The 21,412-nt window shown below is 55.5% G+C and carries 18 protein-coding genes and 1 tRNA gene; 8 read left to right on the top strand and 11 right to left on the bottom strand.

Translation table 11 applies throughout. The annotated features are described in order from the left end of the window. Nucleotides 1–24: 24 nt before the first annotated feature. Nucleotides 25–1,923 carry a peroxidase family protein gene (locus ACIRQ6_RS02960; protein WP_420862648.1) on the bottom strand — a complete coding sequence of 633 codons (1,899 nt, stop codon included), beginning with the start codon at nucleotides 1,921–1,923 and terminating at the stop codon, nucleotides 25–27. A gap of 83 nt (nucleotides 1,924–2,006) precedes the next feature. Then, nucleotides 2,007–4,601 (bottom strand): trypsin-like peptidase domain-containing protein, encoded by a 2,595-nt coding sequence (locus tag ACIRQ6_RS02955; RefSeq protein WP_420862647.1) that lies wholly within the window; start codon nucleotides 4,599–4,601, stop codon nucleotides 2,007–2,009. A 445-nt stretch (nucleotides 4,602–5,046) separates the two neighbouring features. Between ACIRQ6_RS02955 and ACIRQ6_RS02950 the strand changes: the two genes are divergently transcribed. From ACIRQ6_RS02950 to ACIRQ6_RS02940, 3 genes are all read left to right on the top strand, one after another. Further along, nucleotides 5,047–6,057, top strand: coding sequence for a cytochrome-c peroxidase (locus ACIRQ6_RS02950; protein WP_420862646.1), 1,011 nt, complete (start codon nucleotides 5,047–5,049; stop codon nucleotides 6,055–6,057). Continuing rightward, the gene (locus ACIRQ6_RS02945; protein ID WP_420862645.1) at nucleotides 6,054–7,874 is read left to right on the top strand and encodes a methyl-accepting chemotaxis protein; all 1,821 of its coding nucleotides are present in this window, start codon (nucleotides 6,054–6,056) and stop codon (nucleotides 7,872–7,874) included. The genes ACIRQ6_RS02950 and ACIRQ6_RS02945 overlap by 4 nt, the downstream gene beginning before the upstream one ends. A gap of 105 nt (nucleotides 7,875–7,979) precedes the next feature. Further along, entirely contained in the window at nucleotides 7,980–8,687 is a 708-nt protein-coding gene (locus tag ACIRQ6_RS02940; protein WP_420862644.1) for a cyclic nucleotide-binding domain-containing protein, read from the top strand. Nucleotides 8,688–8,706: 19 nt separating this feature from the next. Here the strand turns inward: ACIRQ6_RS02940 and ACIRQ6_RS02935 are convergent, their stop codons facing one another. The 5 genes from ACIRQ6_RS02935 to ACIRQ6_RS02915 form a co-directional block, all read right to left on the bottom strand. After that, nucleotides 8,707–9,597: a FecR family protein gene (locus ACIRQ6_RS02935; RefSeq protein WP_420862643.1), complete on the bottom strand. Its 891-nt coding sequence runs from the start codon at nucleotides 9,595–9,597 to the stop codon at nucleotides 8,707–8,709. After that, nucleotides 9,597–10,793 (bottom strand): tetratricopeptide repeat protein, encoded by a 1,197-nt coding sequence (locus ACIRQ6_RS02930; RefSeq protein ID WP_420862642.1) that lies wholly within the window; start codon nucleotides 10,791–10,793, stop codon nucleotides 9,597–9,599. The genes ACIRQ6_RS02935 and ACIRQ6_RS02930 overlap by 1 nt, the downstream gene beginning before the upstream one ends. Before the next feature lie 73 nt (nucleotides 10,794–10,866). Further along, nucleotides 10,867–13,074, bottom strand: coding sequence for a CHASE2 domain-containing protein (locus ACIRQ6_RS02925; RefSeq protein WP_420862641.1), 2,208 nt, complete (start codon nucleotides 13,072–13,074; stop codon nucleotides 10,867–10,869). A 206-nt stretch (nucleotides 13,075–13,280) separates the two neighbouring features. Beyond that, a tRNA-Leu gene (locus ACIRQ6_RS02920) sits at nucleotides 13,281–13,366 on the bottom strand. Nucleotides 13,367–13,458: 92 nt separating this feature from the next. Next, complete coding sequence (locus ACIRQ6_RS02915; protein WP_420862640.1) at nucleotides 13,459–14,004, bottom strand: tetratricopeptide repeat protein; 546 nt, start codon at nucleotides 14,002–14,004, stop codon at nucleotides 13,459–13,461. 92 nt (nucleotides 14,005–14,096) lie between these two features. Between ACIRQ6_RS02915 and ACIRQ6_RS02910 the strand changes: the two genes are divergently transcribed. Both ACIRQ6_RS02910 and ACIRQ6_RS02905 read left to right on the top strand, forming a co-directional pair. Next, on the top strand, nucleotides 14,097–14,840 hold the full coding sequence (locus tag ACIRQ6_RS02910) for a rhomboid family intramembrane serine protease (protein WP_420863839.1): 744 nt from the start codon (nucleotides 14,097–14,099) through the stop codon (nucleotides 14,838–14,840). Then, nucleotides 14,837–15,208: a GFA family protein gene (locus ACIRQ6_RS02905; RefSeq protein ID WP_420862639.1), complete on the top strand. Its 372-nt coding sequence runs from the start codon at nucleotides 14,837–14,839 to the stop codon at nucleotides 15,206–15,208. Before ACIRQ6_RS02910 ends, ACIRQ6_RS02905 begins: the two co-directional genes overlap by 4 nt. Nucleotides 15,209–15,219: 11 nt before the next feature. On the opposite strand, the gene ACIRQ6_RS02900 is transcribed toward ACIRQ6_RS02905, so the two are convergent. The 3 genes from ACIRQ6_RS02900 to ACIRQ6_RS02890 form a co-directional block, all read right to left on the bottom strand. Beyond that, nucleotides 15,220–15,423 (bottom strand): Flp family type IVb pilin, encoded by a 204-nt coding sequence (locus ACIRQ6_RS02900; RefSeq protein WP_420862638.1) that lies wholly within the window; start codon nucleotides 15,421–15,423, stop codon nucleotides 15,220–15,222. 54 nt (nucleotides 15,424–15,477) lie between these two features. After that, nucleotides 15,478–16,266: an inositol monophosphatase family protein gene (locus ACIRQ6_RS02895; RefSeq protein ID WP_420862637.1), complete on the bottom strand. Its 789-nt coding sequence runs from the start codon at nucleotides 16,264–16,266 to the stop codon at nucleotides 15,478–15,480. A gap of 117 nt (nucleotides 16,267–16,383) precedes the next feature. Beyond that, entirely contained in the window at nucleotides 16,384–17,289 is a 906-nt protein-coding gene (locus ACIRQ6_RS02890; protein ID WP_420862636.1) for a LysR family transcriptional regulator, read from the bottom strand. An 89-nt stretch (nucleotides 17,290–17,378) separates the two neighbouring features. On the opposite strand from ACIRQ6_RS02890, the gene metF reads away from it, so the two are divergent. The 3 genes from metF (at nucleotide 17,379) to ACIRQ6_RS02875 (ending at nucleotide 19,683) form a co-directional block, all read left to right on the top strand. After that, entirely contained in the window at nucleotides 17,379–18,236 is an 858-nt protein-coding gene (gene metF, locus ACIRQ6_RS02885) for a methylenetetrahydrofolate reductase [NAD(P)H] (RefSeq protein ID WP_420862635.1), read from the top strand. A 61-nt stretch (nucleotides 18,237–18,297) separates the two neighbouring features. Next, complete coding sequence (locus ACIRQ6_RS02880) at nucleotides 18,298–19,197, top strand: ADP-ribosylglycohydrolase family protein (protein WP_420862634.1); 900 nt, start codon at nucleotides 18,298–18,300, stop codon at nucleotides 19,195–19,197. Nucleotides 19,198–19,206: 9 nt separating this feature from the next. Next, complete coding sequence (locus tag ACIRQ6_RS02875; protein WP_420862633.1) at nucleotides 19,207–19,683, top strand: PaaI family thioesterase; 477 nt, start codon at nucleotides 19,207–19,209, stop codon at nucleotides 19,681–19,683. 4 nt (nucleotides 19,684–19,687) lie between these two features. Here ACIRQ6_RS02875 and ACIRQ6_RS02870 read toward each other — a convergent pair whose 3' ends face one another. Then, complete coding sequence (locus ACIRQ6_RS02870) at nucleotides 19,688–21,379, bottom strand: calcium-binding protein (protein ID WP_420862632.1); 1,692 nt, start codon at nucleotides 21,377–21,379, stop codon at nucleotides 19,688–19,690. Nucleotides 21,380–21,412: the final 33 nt, after the last annotated feature.

The raw sequence follows: 21,412 nt of genomic DNA, 5'->3' as shown, positions 1-21,412 counted from the left end.
CCATTTCTTTGGAAATTCAATCGCTTACGCCATCAGTCCCGCGGCCTTTAGCAAGGCTGGCATATCAGTGATCGCAGCCCCTCCCACAGGCGTTTGCGCAGGGGTCCAACTGCCATCGCCGGCACCCTCGTGCCAATAAGAGGCCGCATCCTCGATCACCAAACCAATCAAGGTTTCCGCAACAATTCGACTGCCCAATGGCCCAAGGGTATCACCCGCACTGGCCTCAGCCTCGCGCAGTAAATAGAACCACAACGGCGTCGCTGACAGCATATTCCCGTCCTGCAATGCCTGTCCTGCAGGGCCGATGTTCAGGGCAGCCTCAGACAACACCTCAAGGCCCTCTTGCACCTCAGGGGCAGGCATATCCGGCACATCATCGTTGTAGGCCACTTGATAAATCGCAGTTTCAATGGCTGCACCTTCGCCTGCATCAAAGGCATTGATCGCCGCCACTGCCCCCTGTCCGGTTGGGATGTTCAAACGATGGCCACGCCGCAGGTTGCGTTCCGCCAAATGCCGCAAAATACGCTGCAAATCGCCGCCAGCACTGCTTTCCTTGAACATATCCGTCAAAGGCGGGGCCAGTTTGGTATCGATCCGGCGCGCGCGATGATCACCTTCGTCCGGGGCATCCTTGGCAAAACGGCTCCAGTCGATCACCCAGTTCGAAGGCAAGCGGTCAAAGCTCTGCCCGATGGAGGTCATGCCCAGATTATCACCCCCCGTAAACGAAAACAGATCAAGGAAGCTGGCGCGCGGTTTGAACGTGCCCGGACGACCGAAATTGCTGTTGTGATCATATTCGGCCCGTACCATGGAATGGCCAAACCGAAAGGCTGACACGGAAAATTCCAGTGGCAGGGGCAGTTCGGCCGCACTGCTGGCCACGCGCGCGCGGAACGCTTTGTACAAGGGCGCACCTGCCGCCTTGACCCCATCAACCACCGAAGGCTGGCACATTTTGGGCAAATACACATTTACCACCAGCCATTGGTAGATCAGCGTCGTGACCCGCTGGGCCTCAACAAACCGGTCATCTGCATCGGCAATGCTGCCCTCCAATGAGGTGGCGACCGCATTGTGAAACCGCAAAAACGCCAGATGTAATTGCGCCACCAAAAGGTTCTCGTCATTGCGCCCATCGCCAATCATGGCCCGCGCACGATTGACTTGGCCGTCCTTTTTCAAACCTTCTTTAAACTCACCGTCAGGCAGCGCATCGATATCGGCCTCAGACAGGCCAGAGGCAGGATCATCGATCATCTCCCCCAAGCGCGGCAGATCCGCCATGCCGTCAGCTGGCAGCGGGATCAAATCGCCCGGGGACGGGGCAACTGTGCCCAAACGCATCTTGGCCTGATCCGCAGGATCGCGCAGGGCCGCACGTACTTTGATGGTAAAGGGCGTGTCCGTTGGTCCGTTGCCATAAAGGCTGTCCAACCGCAGCGATCCATTGCGCAGATTAACGATATTGCTCACCACGTCCGCGCGGTCTAGCGGCGGCACAATCGCACCAGTCATTTCCGAGATCGGGTTGGGTTGCGGTGCATCGCGGTCCGTGTTGGCCGTGATATCATGATCGATAAACTGTCCGAAGTAGGTAAAAATCGGGGCGTGGTCACCGTTTGCCCCAGCCGGATCACCTGCCGCTTCGGTCATCGCATCGGCCAGCGCCTTTAACGCGTTGACCGTTGCTGGATCGTCGCCCGGCGTGCCATCTGCATCCGGAAACATGTAGCCAAAGCTTTGCGCATCCGAGCCAGACAATCCCGCTTCAACGCCGCTTTTTGCAACACCGGAAAGGTTCGCCCCCGGTGCCACTGCCGAGACGCGTTTGGTGGCATCCGGGATGATATTGCTCTCTGTTTCGCCGTCCTTTGGCAAAATGATATGCTGTCCGTGTCCAAGTGAAAATAACATGGAATTCCTCCTTTAAAGGTCTGTTTTCAATAGTAAACCGCCGGAAAATTGGCGGCGTGATGACACCCTTCCCTATTCGAATGTCAACGCCAGCTTTCGCTGATTTTGGTAACGAAATGAGCATAATTGCGCGTCCCAAAGAGGCCTGCAAAATGCAGTCCTAGAATAGATGCGTTTGGATCCATGCTCATCAAAGCCGACCCCGAAGACCCTCCCAACGTCGTCGCATCATGTGTGAAGATATGTTTGGTTTCCGTATCGTCCGGGAACATCCCCGGTTTGAATTGGATCCGTCCCGGCGAAAGACGTTTTACGCCAAATTTGTCACCAATCAGAGCATGGACCAGCGATTTGGAAATCGTTTTGTCGCTGCCATCGTCCGTGTCGACCAACCATGACCCAAAGGGCTGTGCGGGATGGCCCACATTGATAAACCAACCCTCGTCCAAAGACGCCAGGGCTTGGGTTGCCGCCGTCACAGGCACGGGGTCTGGAAAGGCGCGCGCATCGTCAGGCACCAAGGTCAAGATCGCGGCATCCAAATGACTGGGGATCACTTGGCCTGCGATCTCGTCCGGTCCGGCCCATGCCACCTCTGCAATGCGAAACACAGCCTTAGGTTGGATGTCACGATCCGCTTCAACGGCGAAATCCACATAAAAGATATCTTTGAAAAACCATTTTCCGGCAGACTCGATGGCCATTGCTTCCAACACATGCCGGGCCGTGGCCACACGCCCATCCGGCAGCATCCACGCCGACCCAAACACTTGGTTTGCGGATCTGTCCGGCCCCCGAATGATCCGACCCGACGCGGCGGTGAGGGCGCGAATACTGGCCTCATGCTGGGTGATCTTGTCCAAAAACCCACTGGCGATAATCTTGGGATCGCTGAGGTCCACAAAACCGTCGCGCACATAGGGGGCACAGCGGCTGCCGTCTATCATCACCATCGCTTCGGCCGTGCCAAATTGCGCAGGTTCCAATGGCACATCGTCCGCTTCACCGCCCAGCATCGCGTAAATCGTTGCCGCGTTTTTGCGAAAACGGCTGGCCCCCAAGGCATCCACAGGAACGCGTGGCGCCTCGACCACATCCTTGGCCAAATCATGATCCAATTGGGCCAAACGCCCCTTTTGCCCATCGGCTGAAAAATCACCCTGCCCTGCCGGGGTTTCAAACCGGGCGCGCAATTCACCGACGGTGGCCGCAGATGTCTCGATTGCGCCGCCAATTACCGCTGGGGCGCTGGCCCCGTCGGGCTGCCAAATCGAACACAGATGCTGCGTGCCCAAGGCAATCACTTTGCCCGCCAGCCACGCCCCTAATGCACTGGCCAAAACCGCAGGCACCGCCACGGCCCTTTGCACCAACCACGCTGCAATCACACCGGCCAAACCGAATTTTCCCTTGTCGATCGCTTCAACAATGGCCCGCTCAATCGCTGTTTCCGGCCTGCCGCCACAGATCACATCGCGCAAATCCATCTGCGCATTGCGGATCAAACGGTGGGTCGCATCGCGCAAGGAGGCAAGCCCAATCTCAGGAGCGGCACGGCCCAACGCAAGAGGCGCCAGCTGCACCTCATTGGCCACAGACGGATCCATCTCAATGAGTGCGACGCGCAGATCCAGCTCTTGCAGCAGGGTCGCATCATCCAATGCCGACAGGGTCTGCGCCTGATGCACCACGGTGTCGGTCGCATCCAGAGCGACACCACGTTCGACCGATGGCGCCCCCAATCGTTTTGCCAATTCTGTGCGAAACCTGCTGGCAACCTTGGCGGCATTTGGGCCGTTCAAATGGATCTCGTCATGCCAATCGCTGCGTTTGGTGCCGATATCTGTGACATCCAAATGCGCGATCTTTCCGTGAAATTCTGATCGTTTGGCCAGCCGCGCCAGACCAGCATTGAACCGTTTTAGGATCAATTTGACAACATCATGCTGAATGTCTGGCGCGACGCCGCGGTCCGTGAGTGGTTTTTCGATCCAGTCGCCGCCACTTGGAAAGGCAGGACCATACCCATGCACCAAAATATGCACATGGGGTAACGCGGAATGAACACGGGTAAAGACCGCCAAAAAACGGCCAAAGATCTGGCGCAAGAACGCATTGCACGCATCGCCCACCAGATCCTCGGCTGTGGCGCCTTCAAACGGTTCTTCGACCAACTGGCCCAACTGGCCATTGGCAAACAGGTCATTGCCGCCCCCCGACAACAACAGCGCTGATGCATCTTCGGCCTGTAAGTTGACCAAAATTTCCCGCTGACGCTGGATGTCTTTCAACTCGTCCCCTGCTGCCCCAAGGCTCAGGATCGCATGATCCACCATCAAGTGATCAATGATGTCTTTCAGCTGCGTGGGATACTGAAACCAACTGTCCCCTTCCGAGACAATCCGGTGGCCCGTCCAACCTTTGCGGATGCGTTTGCGGTAGGCTTTGTGGCGGCGACTGCGCATAATCGCATTGGCCAAACCCATGCCAATCCCACCTTCCAATCGAGGGGGGATATCTGTGACAAAGAGGGGATTGGGGTGCAGGTCCGGCACCAGTTCACCTGCGGGCTGGAACTCAAGCAAATACTGGAAATAGTGGTCCAGATCGCTGTCAGGATCCGTGAGGCGATCCAATAAATCGCTGTACGCAAGAGGAGACAAAATACCATCGGCCATAATAACTGCCCGCCTTTTATCTGTGTCAAAATGTAAGTCTTAAATATGTGTTAACGCTACGCGATGTTTGCATTTTCGCCAAGCTAGGGTTGCAGAATTTCGCCTAAACTCAACCTAAAGCATTGTCATGCCGAAAGAAATATCTTGGGAAAACCAGTCCATCGGGTCGCTATTTTTCGAAATATTCCAAGGCGCAAGGACACAAACTAGGCGTGTATTTGTAAGTATCGAATCACTCTATGCAGGAATTTTTGGCTGGGATAATTGAAGAATTCAGCCGCTTGACCATATCCTCTGCGCAAAGGTTTGATGCGCATCCGAAGGTCTTTTTCCGCAAATACAAACAAATTTAGGCAAAAGATTTGACCTATTTTTGATCCGCCTAAGAAAGCCGAAAGATCTGTCCGTTATTTCTTGGGGTACCATTTGCCTCGGGATGCCTATAATGCGCCTATATGCCTTAGCCCTACTTTGTTTTGGAATTGGAACCGCAGCCCTCGGCGCTGTGTCCGATGCAATCAAATCCTCGTTTGAACGCCCTCTCACAATCCCTTTCCCACCGAATGCGCCTTACAGTTTGGAAAAGGCAACTTTGGGCAAAATGCTGTTTTTTGACCCGCGCCTTTCTGGCGCACAAAACATGAGTTGCGCCAGTTGCCACAATCCGTCTTTTCGTTGGGAAACCCCCGTTGATCTAGCTGTTGGTGCGGCAAACACCCCACTAGGCCGTCATGCCCCGACGATGATCAACAGCGCGTGGATCGAACCGTTGTTCTGGGACGGTCGCGCCCAAACTCTGGAAGAACAGGCCGCCGGGCCGATCACCGCCGCTGTAGAGATGAACGCAACCTTTGATCAGGTTCTTACCCGCCTTAACCAGGTCGAAGAATACGTCTCAGCCTTCAATCGCATTTTTCCAAACGACGGCCTGACGCAGGAAACAATCCTAGATGCAATCGCCACCTTTGAGCGCACTGTGGTGTCTGGCTGGTCGCCGTTTGATCGGTGGATCGACGGGGATGAAAACGCCATCAGCGAACAGGCAAAGCGTGGGTTTGACGTATTTACAGGTCGAGGCGAATGCGCCAGCTGCCATATCGGTTGGAATATGACCGACAATGCCTTTCATGACATCGGTTTGGTGACGGATGATGTGGGGCGTGGTGCCTTGGAACCTGATAATCCAATGATGCAATTTGCCTACAAAACGCCGGGTCTGCGCAACATCGCCTTACGTGCGCCTTACATGCACGCCGGCCAGTTGGACACACTGGAAGAGGTCGTGCTGCACTATGCAGGCGGCGGTGCCCCGCGCCCCTCGCTTAGCCCGCAGATGTCCAGCCTCGAGTTATCCGATCAGGACGTTCAGGATGTGATCGTCTTTTTAAATACTCTGACCGAGGAACAAACAGACGTTCTCACGCCTATTCTTCCAGCAAATTGCGTTCACAAATGACAATCCGATTAAAAATATTCTTCGCGGTTTTGTTCGTGGCCGCAGCCGGGCTGATCGGCGCAATATTCATTGGCTTTATGGGTTTGAACGCGGCAACCACAAAGGACGCTATCGTCGGCAAATCACTGGCAGCTCTCAATTTAACGCGGTCAATCGATGCGCTGCTTGAAGAAACCGACACCGCCGTCAAAGGCGCTCTGGCGATGACCCGCCTGACCGATATGCAAGCCCTAGCCACCCAGTTGGACGAGACCGCTGAAAATGTCACCGAACAGGTAACACAATTGCAATCGGTATCTCTGTCACCTGAAATGGACCAGCTTACACTAGAACTCATTGATGCCAAAGAACTGTGGATTGAAAACATAAGAGTGTCGTTGGGCTTTACCCCCGGCAAAACAATCCCGACCCACGAGCTTTTGGCGCGAAATAGCTCTGAACTAAACCGGTTGAGTCTATCGATTATGGACCTCGCACAGGCAGATGCCGTGCGCATTACCCAAGCAGAATCTCTTGCCCTCAAGGATGGTCTATACAAGGCACTGGGCGGCGTTGTTTTATTGATTGTGGTGGCACTTGGGTTTGCCCTTTGGACCGGGCGCCGCATTGCGACCTCTGCCAAGAAAATCGCGGTTCAACTGAGCAGTATGGCCGGATCCGCGAGCGATCAGAAAACAAGCCCTCGCAATGAAATCAGCCAGATCCGCGATGCCACGATCATGCTGGAAAATGAATTGGACATGTTCCAAACCTCCTTGCGCACCGCTGCATTACGCGCCTCAGAAGGCGACCTATCGGCCCGGGTCGCACAGACAGCAAAACAGGATGATTTGCGCGCGATCGCCGCCTGCCTGAACAAGGTGTTTGCAGACGTAGAAATTGCCACCACCGAGGCCTCCAAAATGCTGGGGGGGTTAGCGAGTGGCGATCTTAGTGTCCGCATGGAAGGTCAGTTTCTGGGCGTATTTGCAGAACTTCAGAGCAACGGGAACACGATGGGCACGCAACTGGCCACTTTGGTAGGGCGCATCCAAGAAACGGGTTGCAATATTCAAAGTGAGTTAGAGCAAATGCGCGCTGACTCAAATAGCCTCTCCCAACGGGCATCAGAACAGGCCAAAAGCCTGAGCGTGATATCAAATACGCTTAACGAGATGGCGCAAACTGTTGATAAAAATGCCGAAAACGCAGGTTTGGCTGATAGCCTGTCAAAGGAATCCTCAACCGTTGCTACAAAAGGCGCGAAAATTGCCCAAGGCGCCATGGATGCGATGCAACTGGCCACGCACAGCACTTCACAAATCTCGCACATCACCAGCTCGGTTGACGACATCGCCTTTCAGACCCAGCTGTTATCATTAAATGCCAGCGTAGAAGCCGCGCGCGTGGGCGAAGCAGGTCGCGGTTTTGCAGTTGTTGCAGGCGAAGTGCGTTCCCTAGCCATGCAAGCCAGCGACGCTTCGACTGAAATTGGTCAAATGATCAAAAAGGGACAAGAAAGCGTCAATGAAGGCCATCAACTTGTCTCTGACACTAGCGAAACCCTGTCCGATCTTGGCAAGTCCGTAGAGAAGGTCGTCGCCGCAATCTCGCAAATCTCTTCTGCCAGCCAAAGCCAGGCCATAGACGTCAAGGATGTGGGCGTGACCGTGCGAGGGTTGGAAGCCGAAACACATGAAAATGCTGCCCTTGCAGACAAAAGCGCAGTTGCCGTCCAAAACCTCGCCGAAGAAGCACAGGAATTGAAGGCACTTGTCTCATTTTTTGACGTGGGCGACAGCGTAGCCAACCGCGCGCAATCGGACCAAGCAGCCTAGCCCAAGGCCGCACCCAAAGGCTCAAACGAAAGAATATGTAGCCTCGCACCACATTTTCTGATTTTCTCTAGGCCTGCAGCAAACACGGCATTAATATTGGGCAAAATGGACTTCAGCTACTTCTTTTCAACCGGCGTTTTTGTCCAGCTTGCGCTCTTGTGTTACGTTCTTGGTCTGCTGACACGTAACGAGTTGATGCTGCGTCTGTTGGTCCTGATCGGCACCGTTTTCTACATCATCTACTATTATTTTGTGTCGGATACCCCCCTATGGGATGCCATTTGGGCCAGTCTGGTCATCGGCGCCGCCAATCTTTTTGTCATCGGCATCATTTTGATGGAACGCACGACCTACGGCATGTCGCCCCAAATGGTCGCCTTGTATCAGCACTTTCCAACATTGAATCCCGGCCAATTTCGTAAAATCATGAAACGTGCAAGTTGGACGACTGCTGATCAACCCATCCAGATTTCCCGTAAGGGTGGCACCCTCGATCACCTCTTTCTCATTGCCTCGGGTAATGCGATTTTGCGCCGAAACGGCTTAGAAAGTGTGATCCCGGAGGGCAATTTTGTAGGCGAAATATCATTCCTCATAGAGGGTCCTGCCAGTGCGGATGTGATCGTTCCGCAAGGCACCACTTTTGTCCAATGGAACAGGCAAAAATTGAAGGCACAAATGCGCAGCGCGCCCCAATTATCGAACGCGCTGAGTGCCTTGTTCAACAAAGATATCGCTCGAAAACTAGCCGTCAGCACGCCTGATATCACGCCGCAATCAGCGCCATTTTCAAACCAAACGCCGGATCAATAGGCGTCCCACGCGGTCTGGCTCAAAAACCAATTTCCCGACCAATGGGTTCCTCTTCTTCCTCTTCTTCTTCCACCGGCTCTTGTTCGACCGGTTCAGGAAGAGGATCAGCAACTGGATCAGGCGCCATCGGATCTGCGGACAAAATGCCCTCAACTGTCAGAGTATCAAACGGCGCATCAGGCCCGTTTTCATCGTAACTTTCACCGTTGGTCGACAGGGGATTTCGGTTGTTTGGGTTTTGCCCATCAATGCCGCTGCCAGCCTGCCGATTTGATCCGGCAGGCACAGTGGCCCCATCAATCCGCGCCAAAAAGCCAGCCAAGGTCGGCTGCGAGATCTTACCCAGATATCCATCTTCGCTGAGCACGCCACCCCGCCGGTTGGTGCAGGACCGTTTGCCGTTTGCAACCGCAAAACACAGCCGTTCACCGGCCACAAAAACCACAAAGGTCTGACCGTTTTGGATCACAACCAAGGCCGAACTGCCGCGAATACTGATGGTACCAGTGGGCGTTACAATCTCTGCGGGCTGGCGGTCTGTCGCCTTGCCACCGATGAACCGCAGCGCACCGCGGGCCAAGGACAGCCCAATCTCGCCCGCACCTCGATTTGGATCATAAATGAACCGATCCAACGTGATCCGACTTTGCGGCGCAACACTCAGCGTAGTCTCATCCACAAACAGCAATTGACCCCGGCCGCGGGAGCCAGTGATGATGGTTTGATCCGCAACAACCGTGCTGCCAACCCGCAACCGCGTGGGCGCAGCACCTGCAAGTTGCCCCTGCATTTGAGGCGTGAGCGAGGCCACCGTTCCGATATCCTGCGCTGACACCGCCGTAGGCAAAGTCGCGCTAAAACATACCGCTAAGGCGCAAACAGTCGAGAGTTTTTGAAAGGTCCACCGCATTAGAATTCACTCCCGATCATGAGACTGACAATTGGCGTGGACGTATCGCGCCCTGACTCCGACGACGAGCGGTTCACATACCGCGCCCCCAATTCCACAAACACATCACCACGCAAAAACTGCCGATACGACACCCCAACGCTGGTGATATCATCCTCACGATCAATCGATGAATAATCCACCATCGAATGCTGGATATAGGCTGTTCCAATCGACGGGCGGTTGGCCCCAAACGCAGCACCTGAAAACGCATGTTTGATGTCGGCGCGCAGGCCCTTGCGGGAATAGGATTCGCTATCTGTGTCGGTATCAAAATCCGAATAAAATGCCGTCAGCCGGATGCGTGTGGCCCGCGATGGTGTGTAACTGGTGCCAATAGCCAAGGCCGTAAACGATCCGTCACTTGCCCCATCAGACCCATCGATTGACCCAAATTTGAGGTCGGCAAAGCTGCTCCATTGGGCGCTATGGGCGTTGAAGTACTGGGCACCGAAACTGAGGGTCGTGTAGTCATTCCCATCACTATCGGAAATCTGTTCAGCCTCGACATAAGGCCGCAACCGCACTCCAAACGCCAATCCATCTACAGAAAAACGTGGGCCTGTGCGCAGACTAAAGCGCGATGTCGAAAGATCATCGTCGCCGGAATAGGCGCTGGCCCTTAGATCCGTTTGCCACGTGTGATCATCCGATTGCCCCAAATCCACCGACCAGCGGAGATTTCCGCGTACGACACCCAAGCCGCCATCGTCACTGTGGGCCGCACCCACAGCGATCTCTCCACTTAGGCCGTTTTGACCGTTGCGGCCGTCGATCCGGTTCAAATACCCGTCAATTTGCTGGGCGCGCACTGCGCTTGGATTTTGTTCCCGGACCGCGTTGAAATGGAATTGCGCCAGCTCGTAACTGCCCAGCGCATAATAGGCCACGCCCAACTCAAACCGCGCTTCGGCATTGTCGGGCTCGATATCCAAGAGGCGTTCGAGGGTGGAGACAACGGCCTCATAATCCCGATCAACGGTGGCTGCCTTGGCAAAAGCCAACATCGCTTGGGTGTCTCCAGGTGCGGCGAGCATTTGTTGAAACAAAGCGGCGCGCGTGTCTTGGGCGTGCCCTTGCGTCGGGATTACCAAGCAGGCAAGTGACGTCGCCACAGCCCAGATACCCCGTTGAAAAACGATTGGTCGAATGGTCAAATTTAAAATCCTTAGTCGTATAATGGAAACAGGATTACCGATCTGTCCGTCAAAGGCAAGAAAGTTAACGACGCTACCGTTTGGCTGTGGCCTGCGCCGTCCCAGTCCAATCCGAGGCCGGGGGATCCGCGCGAAAGCCGTCAATCCGCTCTAGGTAAAGCGCGGCAAGCGTGGCCAAGGAGCGCCCATTCAAGGACATCTCGCTCAGGGTTTGAAACGCACTGGCCGCCAGATCCCAGTTTTGCGCAAGGTAGGCAGCGCGCGCTGCCTCGACGGCCTGCGCTATTGATCGAGTGTCAGGCGTATTTCCAACCACAGTGAAAACCGGTTCTGCTGCATCGCGTCCTTTGACGGCCACAACGTCCAAAGTGATCCCCAACAGCGCATCTGGCAAATGCGCAAGGGTGCTGCCCGACACGCAATTGGACACGCCGTAGATCCGCGTCAGCCCCTCCAACCGCGCAGCCAAAGTCACGCTGTCACCCACGCAGGTATACGACAACCGATCCTTTGACCCCATTAATCCAACTGACGCAGGCCCTGTGTTGACCCCAATCGCCACGTCGATCTGCGGCAGGCCTTGGGCAGGCAAATCGGCATTGATCTGGGCAATGGCGTCTTCCACCGCCGAAATCGCGCCCAATGCTGCGGCTTGGTGGTTTTCTGTTTCAATGGGCGCGTTCCAAAAGGCCATAACCGCGTCGCCCATAAACTTGTCAATTGTCCCCCCCGAGGCCACCAATGCGTCGCTTACCGTCCCCAAAAACACGTTCACATAGCGCACCACATCATCCGGTGACATCTTTTCGGTCAGGTTTGTGAACTGGCGCATATCCGCAAAAAGGATCGTCAAATCCCGCACAGCCCCCTGCGGCGTCAGGGTCGCACTGGGATCATCCGCGATCTCATCCACCAAACCGGGGGGGAGAAAATAGGAAAACCTGGCCCGCACGGCCGCCCGCGCCCGTTCCTTCATCAAAATGCCCAGACTGGCCCCGGGAATGAGGATCAAAAACGCCGTTAAGATCGGGAACACAGGGTTCAACAATTGCCCTTGGGTCGCAAAGGCCCAACTGGCCCCGGCAAAGCACGCTCCACCACAGGCAACTGCCGCACCCACGGCGATCAGCGGACGATCCCGGATCAAGGCCAGTGTGACCAGCAAGCCAATCAAGGCAATCGCCAGAACTTCGGCGCCGCGCGCCCAATCAGGTGCTGTGATATAGCGCCCTGCGACCACTTGTTCGATGATTTCGGCGTGAACGAAAACGCCGGGTATTTGTTCCTCCAGTGGCGTGGCGCGGATATCAAACAGCGCTTGCGCAGACGACCCAACGAGGATGATTTTACCCGATATCGCCTGCGCCAAGGCCGGATCGATGCCTTGGGTTTGTAATATCGACGCAGCCGAAGTGACAGGGCGCACCGCAGAGCCTGCATAGTTGACCCGTATATGACCCTGTGCCGACAAGGGGATTTCCGCCCCGCCCACGCGAAGGGCCACGGGGCGTGCCACGCCGGACCCCACTTCGCCCGAGGCTTTTGTGGTTTTCAGAACATAGCCACCTGCGTCTTGGGCCACGCGCAACAGCTCTAGCGCAAAGGCAGGCACCAGCTGCCCGCCAATATCCGTGATCGCCGGAACCGTGCGCACAATACCATCGTCCAGCCGCCCAAGGCTGACAGATCCGATGCCACTGGCCGCTTGGGTCAGCACATCCAGATTTTGCAATGCGCCGGGATACCCGGTCAAAACACCCTGCGACAATGCCCCACTAAGGGACACACCCGCCCGCACCTCCGGCGCCACACCTTTCGGCGCGCCCGCAATCCCCAAAACCGTTGGGCCCCTTTGTAACGCTTGGGCAAATCGTGCATCATGACCGTCGGGCGGCGCAATCGGGGCTGCCAAGGCGGCACCGCTTCCGGCATCTGGCACGGGGCCAAGGATGCTGGCCGTTCTATCCGGTTCGACAAACAGCACATCGTAACCAACGACCACTGCGCCATGATCAAACAACTTGTCTGTCAGTGTCGCCAAATAGGGACGCGGCCAAGGCCACTGCCCATAAACCTGCAAAGCGGCCTCGTCGATATCAACAACATGAACTGGAACAGCGGGATCATAAGGCCTTGGCGCAGAACGCAAAAACCCGTCATAAACCGTATCGCGCGCGCGATTGACCGCGCCAGTATCCATCCCAGACACCGCGATCATGACTGCTGTCACCGCAAGGCCAATGGCCAACAAGACCCAATTCGCCTGCTTTTTGTGCCCCACCGCGGTAGTCTCCTACGGGGCCTTTAACAAGACTGCCGCGATCGTAGTCTCAAGCAACACCGGTTGACTGGAACAATGCAAAATGGAGTCTCCTTGAAAAAAAAATGTTTAATAATGAAACATCCTTAAAGGATTGCGCGGCTCTATTGCAAAAGAAACTGTCAAGGGAGCCAGCCCCCGTGACAACCTCAAAACAGTAAGGAAAGTGGTGCGGGCGGTGGGACTCGAACCCACACGGGCATACGCCCTCCAGATTTTAAGTCTGGTATGTCTACCATTCCATCACGCCCGCAACCCGTGTTGCGATCACAACCAAGGTTTGCCTAAGCGGTTTGGCCCACGGCCTCAAGCGTTTTTAGATTAATGGCTGCGCAAAAGCGCGTCCTATAGGTCTGTGCCTTTCAGCAGCCTTCGCTCAGAAAGCCACGGGTTCAGATCCAAAGCCTCGCGCAGCACCTCTTGGGCATCATCCTCTCGGCCCATTCCAATCAGGGTCAGCGCCTTGCCTGCAATCGCGGCCACATGGGTCGGGTTGCGCGCAATCGCCTTGTCCAGATCCACCAAGGCAGGCTCGAACTTGTTTTGCAAAAAATTCACAAACGCCCGTTGATTATAGCCCTCTGCATAGGCCGGACAGTATTCCACGAGGGCATCCAAGGCTACAATTGCCCCACCAAAATCCGAGATCCGCAACCGTTCCATCCCCGTGTCCAGCAGTTCTTGGCTGGCCGCATCAGGGGCTTTTGCCCAAATCGCCCACATGGCAGCCGCCAAAGGACGTGCGTCCCGCTCTGACGGGGCAGACTGGATTTTCAGCAAGATTTCAGCCTGCGCGGCAGAGGTATCAGGCACTGCCGGGCACATATCAGCCCACGCAGGCACGGCGGCAAAGGGACCCATGCAGGCCCAAAAGGCAATCGCATATTTCATGGCGAAAAAACTGGCGCAGAATGACGGCAGGTCAAGGAAAACTTGCAATGTCGCACCTTGACCGCTCGGCCCAGTTAAGGAACGCTGCACCCATGTTTCCTTTGCGCGATCACAACCCGTCCCAACGCACGCCCTACGTCACCTATGTGTTGATGGCCGCTAATATCCTGATTTTCATTGCCTATTGGCCAATGTTCGACACCCCAAGGGAGATCAACAACTTCTTCTACACATGGGCTTTGATGCCTGCACAGATCCAACAAGGGAACCAGTACTACGGCTTTGTCACGTCGATGTTTTTGCATGGCGGTCTGATGCACTTGGGTGGCAACATGCTCTTTTTATGGATCTTCGGCGATAATATGGAAGACGAATGGGGCCACGTCGGCTTTTTGGGGTTTTATTTGGGCTGCGGGATCTTGGCCGGGTTAACCCATTACGCCGCCGACCCCTCCAGTACGGTGCCAACGGTTGGCGCCTCGGGTGCAATTGCGGCGGTGATGGGTGGCTATGTTCTTCTGTTTCCCAAAGCCAAGGTCGATATCCTGTTTATCTTCATCATCATTTTCCGGATCATCCCAGTTCCTGCTTGGGTGATGTTGGGCGCATGGTTTGCCTTGCAATTGTTCGGCGGCTTCAGCGCCCCTTTGACCGGCGGCGGTGTGGCCTATTGGGCCCATGCTGGTGGCTTTGTTGTGGGGATGCTCGCAACCTTGCCACTTTGGATGATCAAAGGCGGCACCGGGTTTTGGCAGCGCACAGATATGCACCCGCCCCATCCCGATGCCACCTATAAGCTAAGCCGATCCTCTATCCCAAAGGTCCGTCGCAAATGACCAAGATGACCCTCACCTGCCATTGCGGTGCTGTAGAAATGAACATCCACCTGTCCGATGGTCTGAATTCTGCACGGCGTTGTGATTGTTCATTCTGCAGACGGCGCGGGGCGATTGCAGTCAGCGCCCCTTTGGATGGCATCACCATCACAAAAGGCGAAGGGAACCTGACACTTTATCAATTCAACACCAAGACCGCGAAACACTACTTTTGTAAGACCTGCGGGGTCTATACCCACCACCAAAGACGGTCCAATCCTAACCAATACGGGGTCAATGTGGGGGCCTTAAACGGAATCAATCCCCGCGATTTGGGCGAGATTCCTTGGGTCGACGGGGTCAACCACCCGTCGGATGCACCGCGCTAGGGCGCAGTGATCTAAAAATCGCCGACAACTCGGGTTTCAACAACCGTGCCCGTGTCATCCGCGAAGGTTTTTGTGCTACCGCCAACCAGCTGCATGATCGTTACGCTGAGCAAAACACCAGCAGCTGCGCCGACAACATAGTCGACAGTGACGGCCCCATCTTCATCGCGAAAAAACTGCGCAAGCGGGACGGAATATGACGTAAAATCTTTCATATACCCCATCTGCCCCCCAAAAGAGGCAGGTCTAGGGCAGGTTTGCGGCAATGGTCAGGCCGAGCGGATAATCTTGGCAAACGGATCAAAAATGCCTTCACCGGCGCAAATCACTTCGCCATCGGCCAGAATATCACCGTCTTTGCGCAATGGCTCGACCAGTCCGCCTGCTTCGCGCACAATCACCAAGCCTGCAGCCATATCCCAAGCATGCAAACGACGTTCCCAAAATCCGTCATAGCGGCCAGCAGCCACATAGGCCAAATCCAGCGCCGCAGCCCCCCAACGCCGCACGCCTGCGCACACAGGCAAGATGCGACCCAAATCCTTGAGTGTGTCCGGCAGATCCCCACGACCCGCAAAAGGAAGGCCCGTAGCAAACACAGTCTCGATCATTGTGTTGCGCCCCGACACCCGCAGACGGCTTTCATTCATCCACGCACCTTGGCCTTTTTCAGCAAAGAAACACTCGTCCTTGGGCGCATCATAAATAACGCCAGCCACGATCTCGCCTTTGTGTTCCAGCGCGATGGATACGGCCCAATGGGGCATGCCGTGTAAGAAATTCGTCGTGCCATCCAACGGGTCCACGATCCAACGGCGTGTCGGATCATCACCTTCGGTCACACCGCTTTCCTCGCCCAGCCAACCATATGTCGGCCGCGCCAGCGTCAGTTCTTCGCGAATAATTTCTTCGGCAGCGAAATCCGCCTTAGAGACGAAATCGCCCGGTCCCTTTGTGCCCACTTGCAGGTTCTCAACTTCTTGAAAATCCTTCAACAAAGACCGGCCAGCCTTGCGGGCGGCTTTGATCATCACGTTCATATTTGCACTTTGGGCCATCGGGATGCTCCGTTGCGGTTACTCGTGCCGCGCTTTGGTAAGGGGGTCAAAGCGCGGCTATAGCGGCCTCTCTGCCTTGGCACAAGGGGCCGCTGGGTGCGACCTTATTGATCCTGCTCAGGCGCGTTGCAATTTCACCGCCTCAGTGCGGGCAAGGCGGATCAAATGCGACATATAGGGTTTGGTTGTCTCGTCCGAACGCGTGGCTGCAAACAGCCTGCGGGTTATGCCATCTTTGGTCAGGGGGCGCGTGACATAGTCGGAATTGTATTTCACCTCGCGCACGACCCAGTCTGGCAAAACCGCCACCCCACGATCAGAGGCCACCAACAGTAAAATCACCGCCGTCAATTCCACTTGCCGGATCGCAGCGGGTTCTACTTTTGCGGGACTCAGCAATTGTGAAAACACATCCAAACGGGCGCGATCCACAGGATAAGTGATCAAGGTTTGGCCGCGAAAATCCTCGGCCTCGACATGAGGTTTCTGCGCCAAAGGATGGGTGCTGGAGGCCACAAAAACGGGCGCGTAATCAAAAAGCGGCGTAAAATCAATGCCCTGCAACGTCTCTGGATCGCTTGATATAACCACATCGACTTTTTCGCGCTCCAATGCAGGCAAGGCATCAAACGCAAGGCCCGGCAGGATATCAACATCAACCTCGGGCCAGGCTTTGCGAAACTCCTCCAAAACCGGGAACAACCATTCAAAGCAGGCATGGCATTCAATCGCGATGTGCAAACGCCCCGCTTTGCCCGATTGAAGCCCGGCGAAATCTGCCTCAAGGGCCGCGACCTCAGGCAGGATTTTCTCGGCCAAAGCCAGCAGTTTCATTCCCGCCGCCGACAGCTTCAACGGTTTCGAACGGCGCACAAACAAATCCACACCGGCCTGATCTTCCAACCCTTTGATCTGATGGCTCAGGGCAGATTGCGTGATGTTCAACTGATCAGCCGCCCGCGCCACACCGCCTGCTTGGTGAATGGCTTGGATACTGCGCAGGTGGCGAAATTCAATATGCATGCGAACCTCATAATCAAATTGAAAAATATGAATTTGCTTCATGTTATACAATTGACGACAAAGGCCCAACCCCAAAATTGGACCCTGACATGACAAAACTCAGCTTTGAATTTTTCCCACCGAAATCCTTGCCCGCCTCGTTCAAACTCTGGGAGGCCGCGCAAACTCTGGGCGCATTTGCCCCTGAATTTATGTCGGTCACCTACGGCGCGGGCGGCACAACCCGCGCTTTGACACATGACACGGTGCAGGCTTTACAAGCGGCCCAAGACGTCCGGGTTGCCGCCCATTTGACCTGCGTTGACGCCACGCAAGAAGAAACACTGGCCATTGCGAAAACCTATGCAGCCGCTGGGGTGCGCAACCTCGTAGCCCTGCGCGGCGATCCCCCAAACGGCACCGCGTTTCGGCCCCACCCCGACGGGTTCGCCAATACGCCTGACCTGATCCAAGGTCTGAAATCGGTAGCAGATTTCACAATTTACGTGGGCGGCTATCCCGAAACCCACCCCGAAGCCGCCTCAGGCCACGCCGACATCGCATGGCTCAAGCGCAAGCTAGATGCAGGCGCCAGCGGCGCAATCACCCAGTTCTTTTTTGAAGCCGAGACGTTTTTGCGATTTCGCGACCGTTGTACAGCCGCAGGGATCACCGCACCCCTCATTCCCGGCATTTTACCGATCCACAACTGGCAAGGGATCCAACGTTTTGCCCAGACCTGCGGCACGTCAATTCCCCCCGTCTTGCATCAGGCTTTTGCCAAGGCCGACACACCGCAAACCCAACGCCTTTTGGCCATAGCAATCGCCAGCGAGCTTTGTGATGACCTGCGGGCCGAAGGGGTGGACCACTTGCATTTCTACACGCTCAACAGCGCCGATATCACCCGCGACATTTGCCACGCCCTTGGGTTCACTCAGACGAAAAAACTGCAAAAGGTGGCTTAGGGGCACCGCTTGACCCTGTGCTGGGCCCATGTTTTTCTGCGTGTATCAACGGGGGGGGCCCATGACACACGCAGCAGCACTATTGGGTGCCTTGGTCGCAGATGCGGCCTCAATGGGCTTGCATTGGCTCTATGATCCCCAGCGTATTGCAAGTGTTATCGATGAAACCGGGCAAGCTGCCTTTTGCCCCAACCGCGCTGCGCATTTTGACGGGGCTAAAGGGTACTACGCCCATGCCAATCGCCGCGACGGGCAATTCACTCAATATGGCGAAGTCACTTATCTGGCCGCCTGTGTGATTGCGGATCAGGGGCAGTTCGATGTGGCCCTGTACCAACAGGCTTTTGCCGCGCATTTTGGTGCAGGCGGAAAATACACCGGTTATATTGATCGGCCCACGCGGGGGGTCTTGAACAATATTGCCGCATCGCAAAATGATCCCTCCGGCATTGACGATGATCAACACCCGGCCATCGCCACTTTTCCCGCGCTGATCGCGGCCAAACAAAGCAATCTGGTCGAGGCCATGCGGGTGACAAACGTCAACCAAGCAGCCCAGGATTACGGCCAACGCTTTACCCGGCTTTTAACCGATGTGCTTGCTGGTACGCCGCTGCCCCAGACCTTGGCACAGTCCGCCGCCGGAAACCCGCTTTTAGAACAGGCGCTTAGGTCTAGTGAGGCCGATTCAGTGATCTACGGCGAGACTACGCAACGGGCCTGCCACCTGCCCCAAGGTATGCCGCTTGCCTTTCATATTATGACCCACTCCACGAGTTATGCCCAAGCAGTCGAGACCAATATCCGCGCAGGCGGCGACAGTGCCGGGCGCGCTTTGATCCTTGGCAGTGTCATGGGGGCCGTGCATGGTATCGCAACCCCAGAGGGCATCCCCCTGCACTGGATCCTGACCATGGAAAATGCCGCTCAGGTTTGGGCCACAGTGCGATCCATCACATAAGGCACAGCCATGTTTACCGCCAAAACCCCGCAAGATTTGCCAACAATGGCGCAAACCCTGTCCATGTCCGGATTGGAATTTATGCAGGCCATGCGTGCAGGCAAAATAGCCCGCCCCCCGATCTCTGACGTGCTGAACTACACGATTGACGTGGTCGAGGACGGCAAAATCGTCTTTCGCGGTGCGCCGAAATTTCAGCACACAAACCCCTTGGGAACAGTGCATGGCGGCTGGTACGGCACCCTGCTGGACAGCTGTATGGCCTGCGCAGTGATGACCCGCGTGCCCAAGGGCAGCTACTACACAACCCTCGAATACAAGATCAACATCACCCGCCCGATCCCGCTGGACACTGAAGTCCTGGCCACCGGCACAGTACAACATTCCGGCCGGTCCACGGGCGTGGCCGTTGGCGAGATCCGAGGTGCTGCGGACGGCAAACTTTACGCCACAGGATCCACGACCTGTATCATCCTCAAAGGCTAGCGGATCACTCGCGGTCCGCGGTGAATTCCACTGCGCCAAACAGATCCCCCACATCATCAATGCCGCGCAGCAAAAGCGTCGCGTCAGGGGCCGCGTTCTGTCCAAAATCACCCGATCCCGTGCCTATGGAACTGCCGCCTGGTTCGAGGGATATCCTCAGGGAATTACCTTGAACCGTACTGGCCTGCGCCAACGCATCAAACTGAAACTGATAGGTACCACCCGAAAAAATGCCGCTAAAAACCAGTGTATCCTTGGTCGGGTCGAAGTCTAAAATACGGTCGTGACTGATCCCTTCAGTGCTGGCCTCAAAATAGAAATGATCTTCGCCTATACCGCCCGACATCACATCGTTTCCAGCGCCACCAAACAAATCATCACGGCCTTTGCCCCCAAACAATTCGTCAGAAAAGCGGCTGCCTTGCAAAATATCGCGCCCGCCACGTCCGTAGAATGTCACATCAATATCACCATGGGTCAAAAAATCAGAATTGTCCGTACCTTCGACAATAAGCCGCTCAAAGCCACTGGCTGCGAACCGTTGCACGCTGCCGTCACTGAGCGTCGCAGTCACATAAACGACGCCCGGCTCTTCTTCGCGGGTGATGTCGTGATATGTGGCTGTCGTGGCGCGGGTAACCGTCACATCGCTGTCAACATGGGCGTCCATACCCCTAAAATCCAACTGTAATATGTCAAAACCCGCCTGCCCGTACAGGTCACCTGACATCGCGCCCACGGTGACGATATCATTGAAATCTGTAAAAGTTCCCGAGATCTTCTCAATCTCGGAAAAGTCCCGGTTCCGTTCTATAGAATTAAACGTAGCACCGGTTTGCCAGTCCCGAAAATCGAGGCGCACCTCGTCAAAGCCTTTGCCACCGTCCACTTTGTCCAAGCCGTCGCGCACAATGATCGTATCATCGCCTCTGCCGCCATACACCACGTCGCGGCCTTGTCCCCCGTCCAGATAATCATTGTGGCGCCCGCCAAAAAGATGATCTTCACCGCCACCACCGCGCAAAAAATCCTCGCCCTTGAGACCATTCAAAACATCGGCCCGGTGTCCCCCCTCAAGGACATCATCTCCACCGGTTCCGGTGAACTGGAACTTTTCAAAATTAGTCACCTCAAAGCGGCGTTTGGTGTCGTTCTCATGGGTCAACAACACAGACATCGTGCCTGCTTCAAAAATCGTGGTGACACTGGCCACCCGAATAAAGAAGGACGCAGCGACCACATAGTCGTACCAATAAATTGCATTATAGGTATCAACACCGTCGCCACCGTCAGCCCCATATATGGCGTGGCCGGCACCGACAAAATCATCAAATCGCGTGAACTGACCGGCCAGCGCTTCGATGCTATGGATGCGCGGAACCAGTAAATCCGTAAGACCCGCAGATTGCTTTGAGAAACTCGCGGTACTTAAACGCAGATCATAGACGACAACATCATACCCCTCACCGCCAACAACCTTGTCTTTTCCATCAACACCGAAAAACAAATCGTTGCCCGTGCCGCCATATAGAACATCGCGATCCCAATCGGCGTTGCCAGCAGCATCCCCGGCCCAAATGTTGTCATCGCCATTGCTACCGCGCAGATCGTCCCGACCGCCGTTACCGACCATGCGGTCAGCATTTAATGTCCCACGCTGCGTGTTGTCATCGTCGTCTAAAATAAAATCCAGCATAATGCCCCCATTACCCAATAGACTAAAAAAGGA

It is taken from the genome of Algirhabdus cladophorae, assembly GCF_044772865.1.
GTDB classification, from domain to species: Bacteria; Pseudomonadota; Alphaproteobacteria; order Rhodobacterales; family Rhodobacteraceae; genus Algirhabdus; species Algirhabdus cladophorae.
Note: the sequence above shows the minus strand (reverse complement) of the source record. Positions and strands in the feature narration are given on the sequence as shown.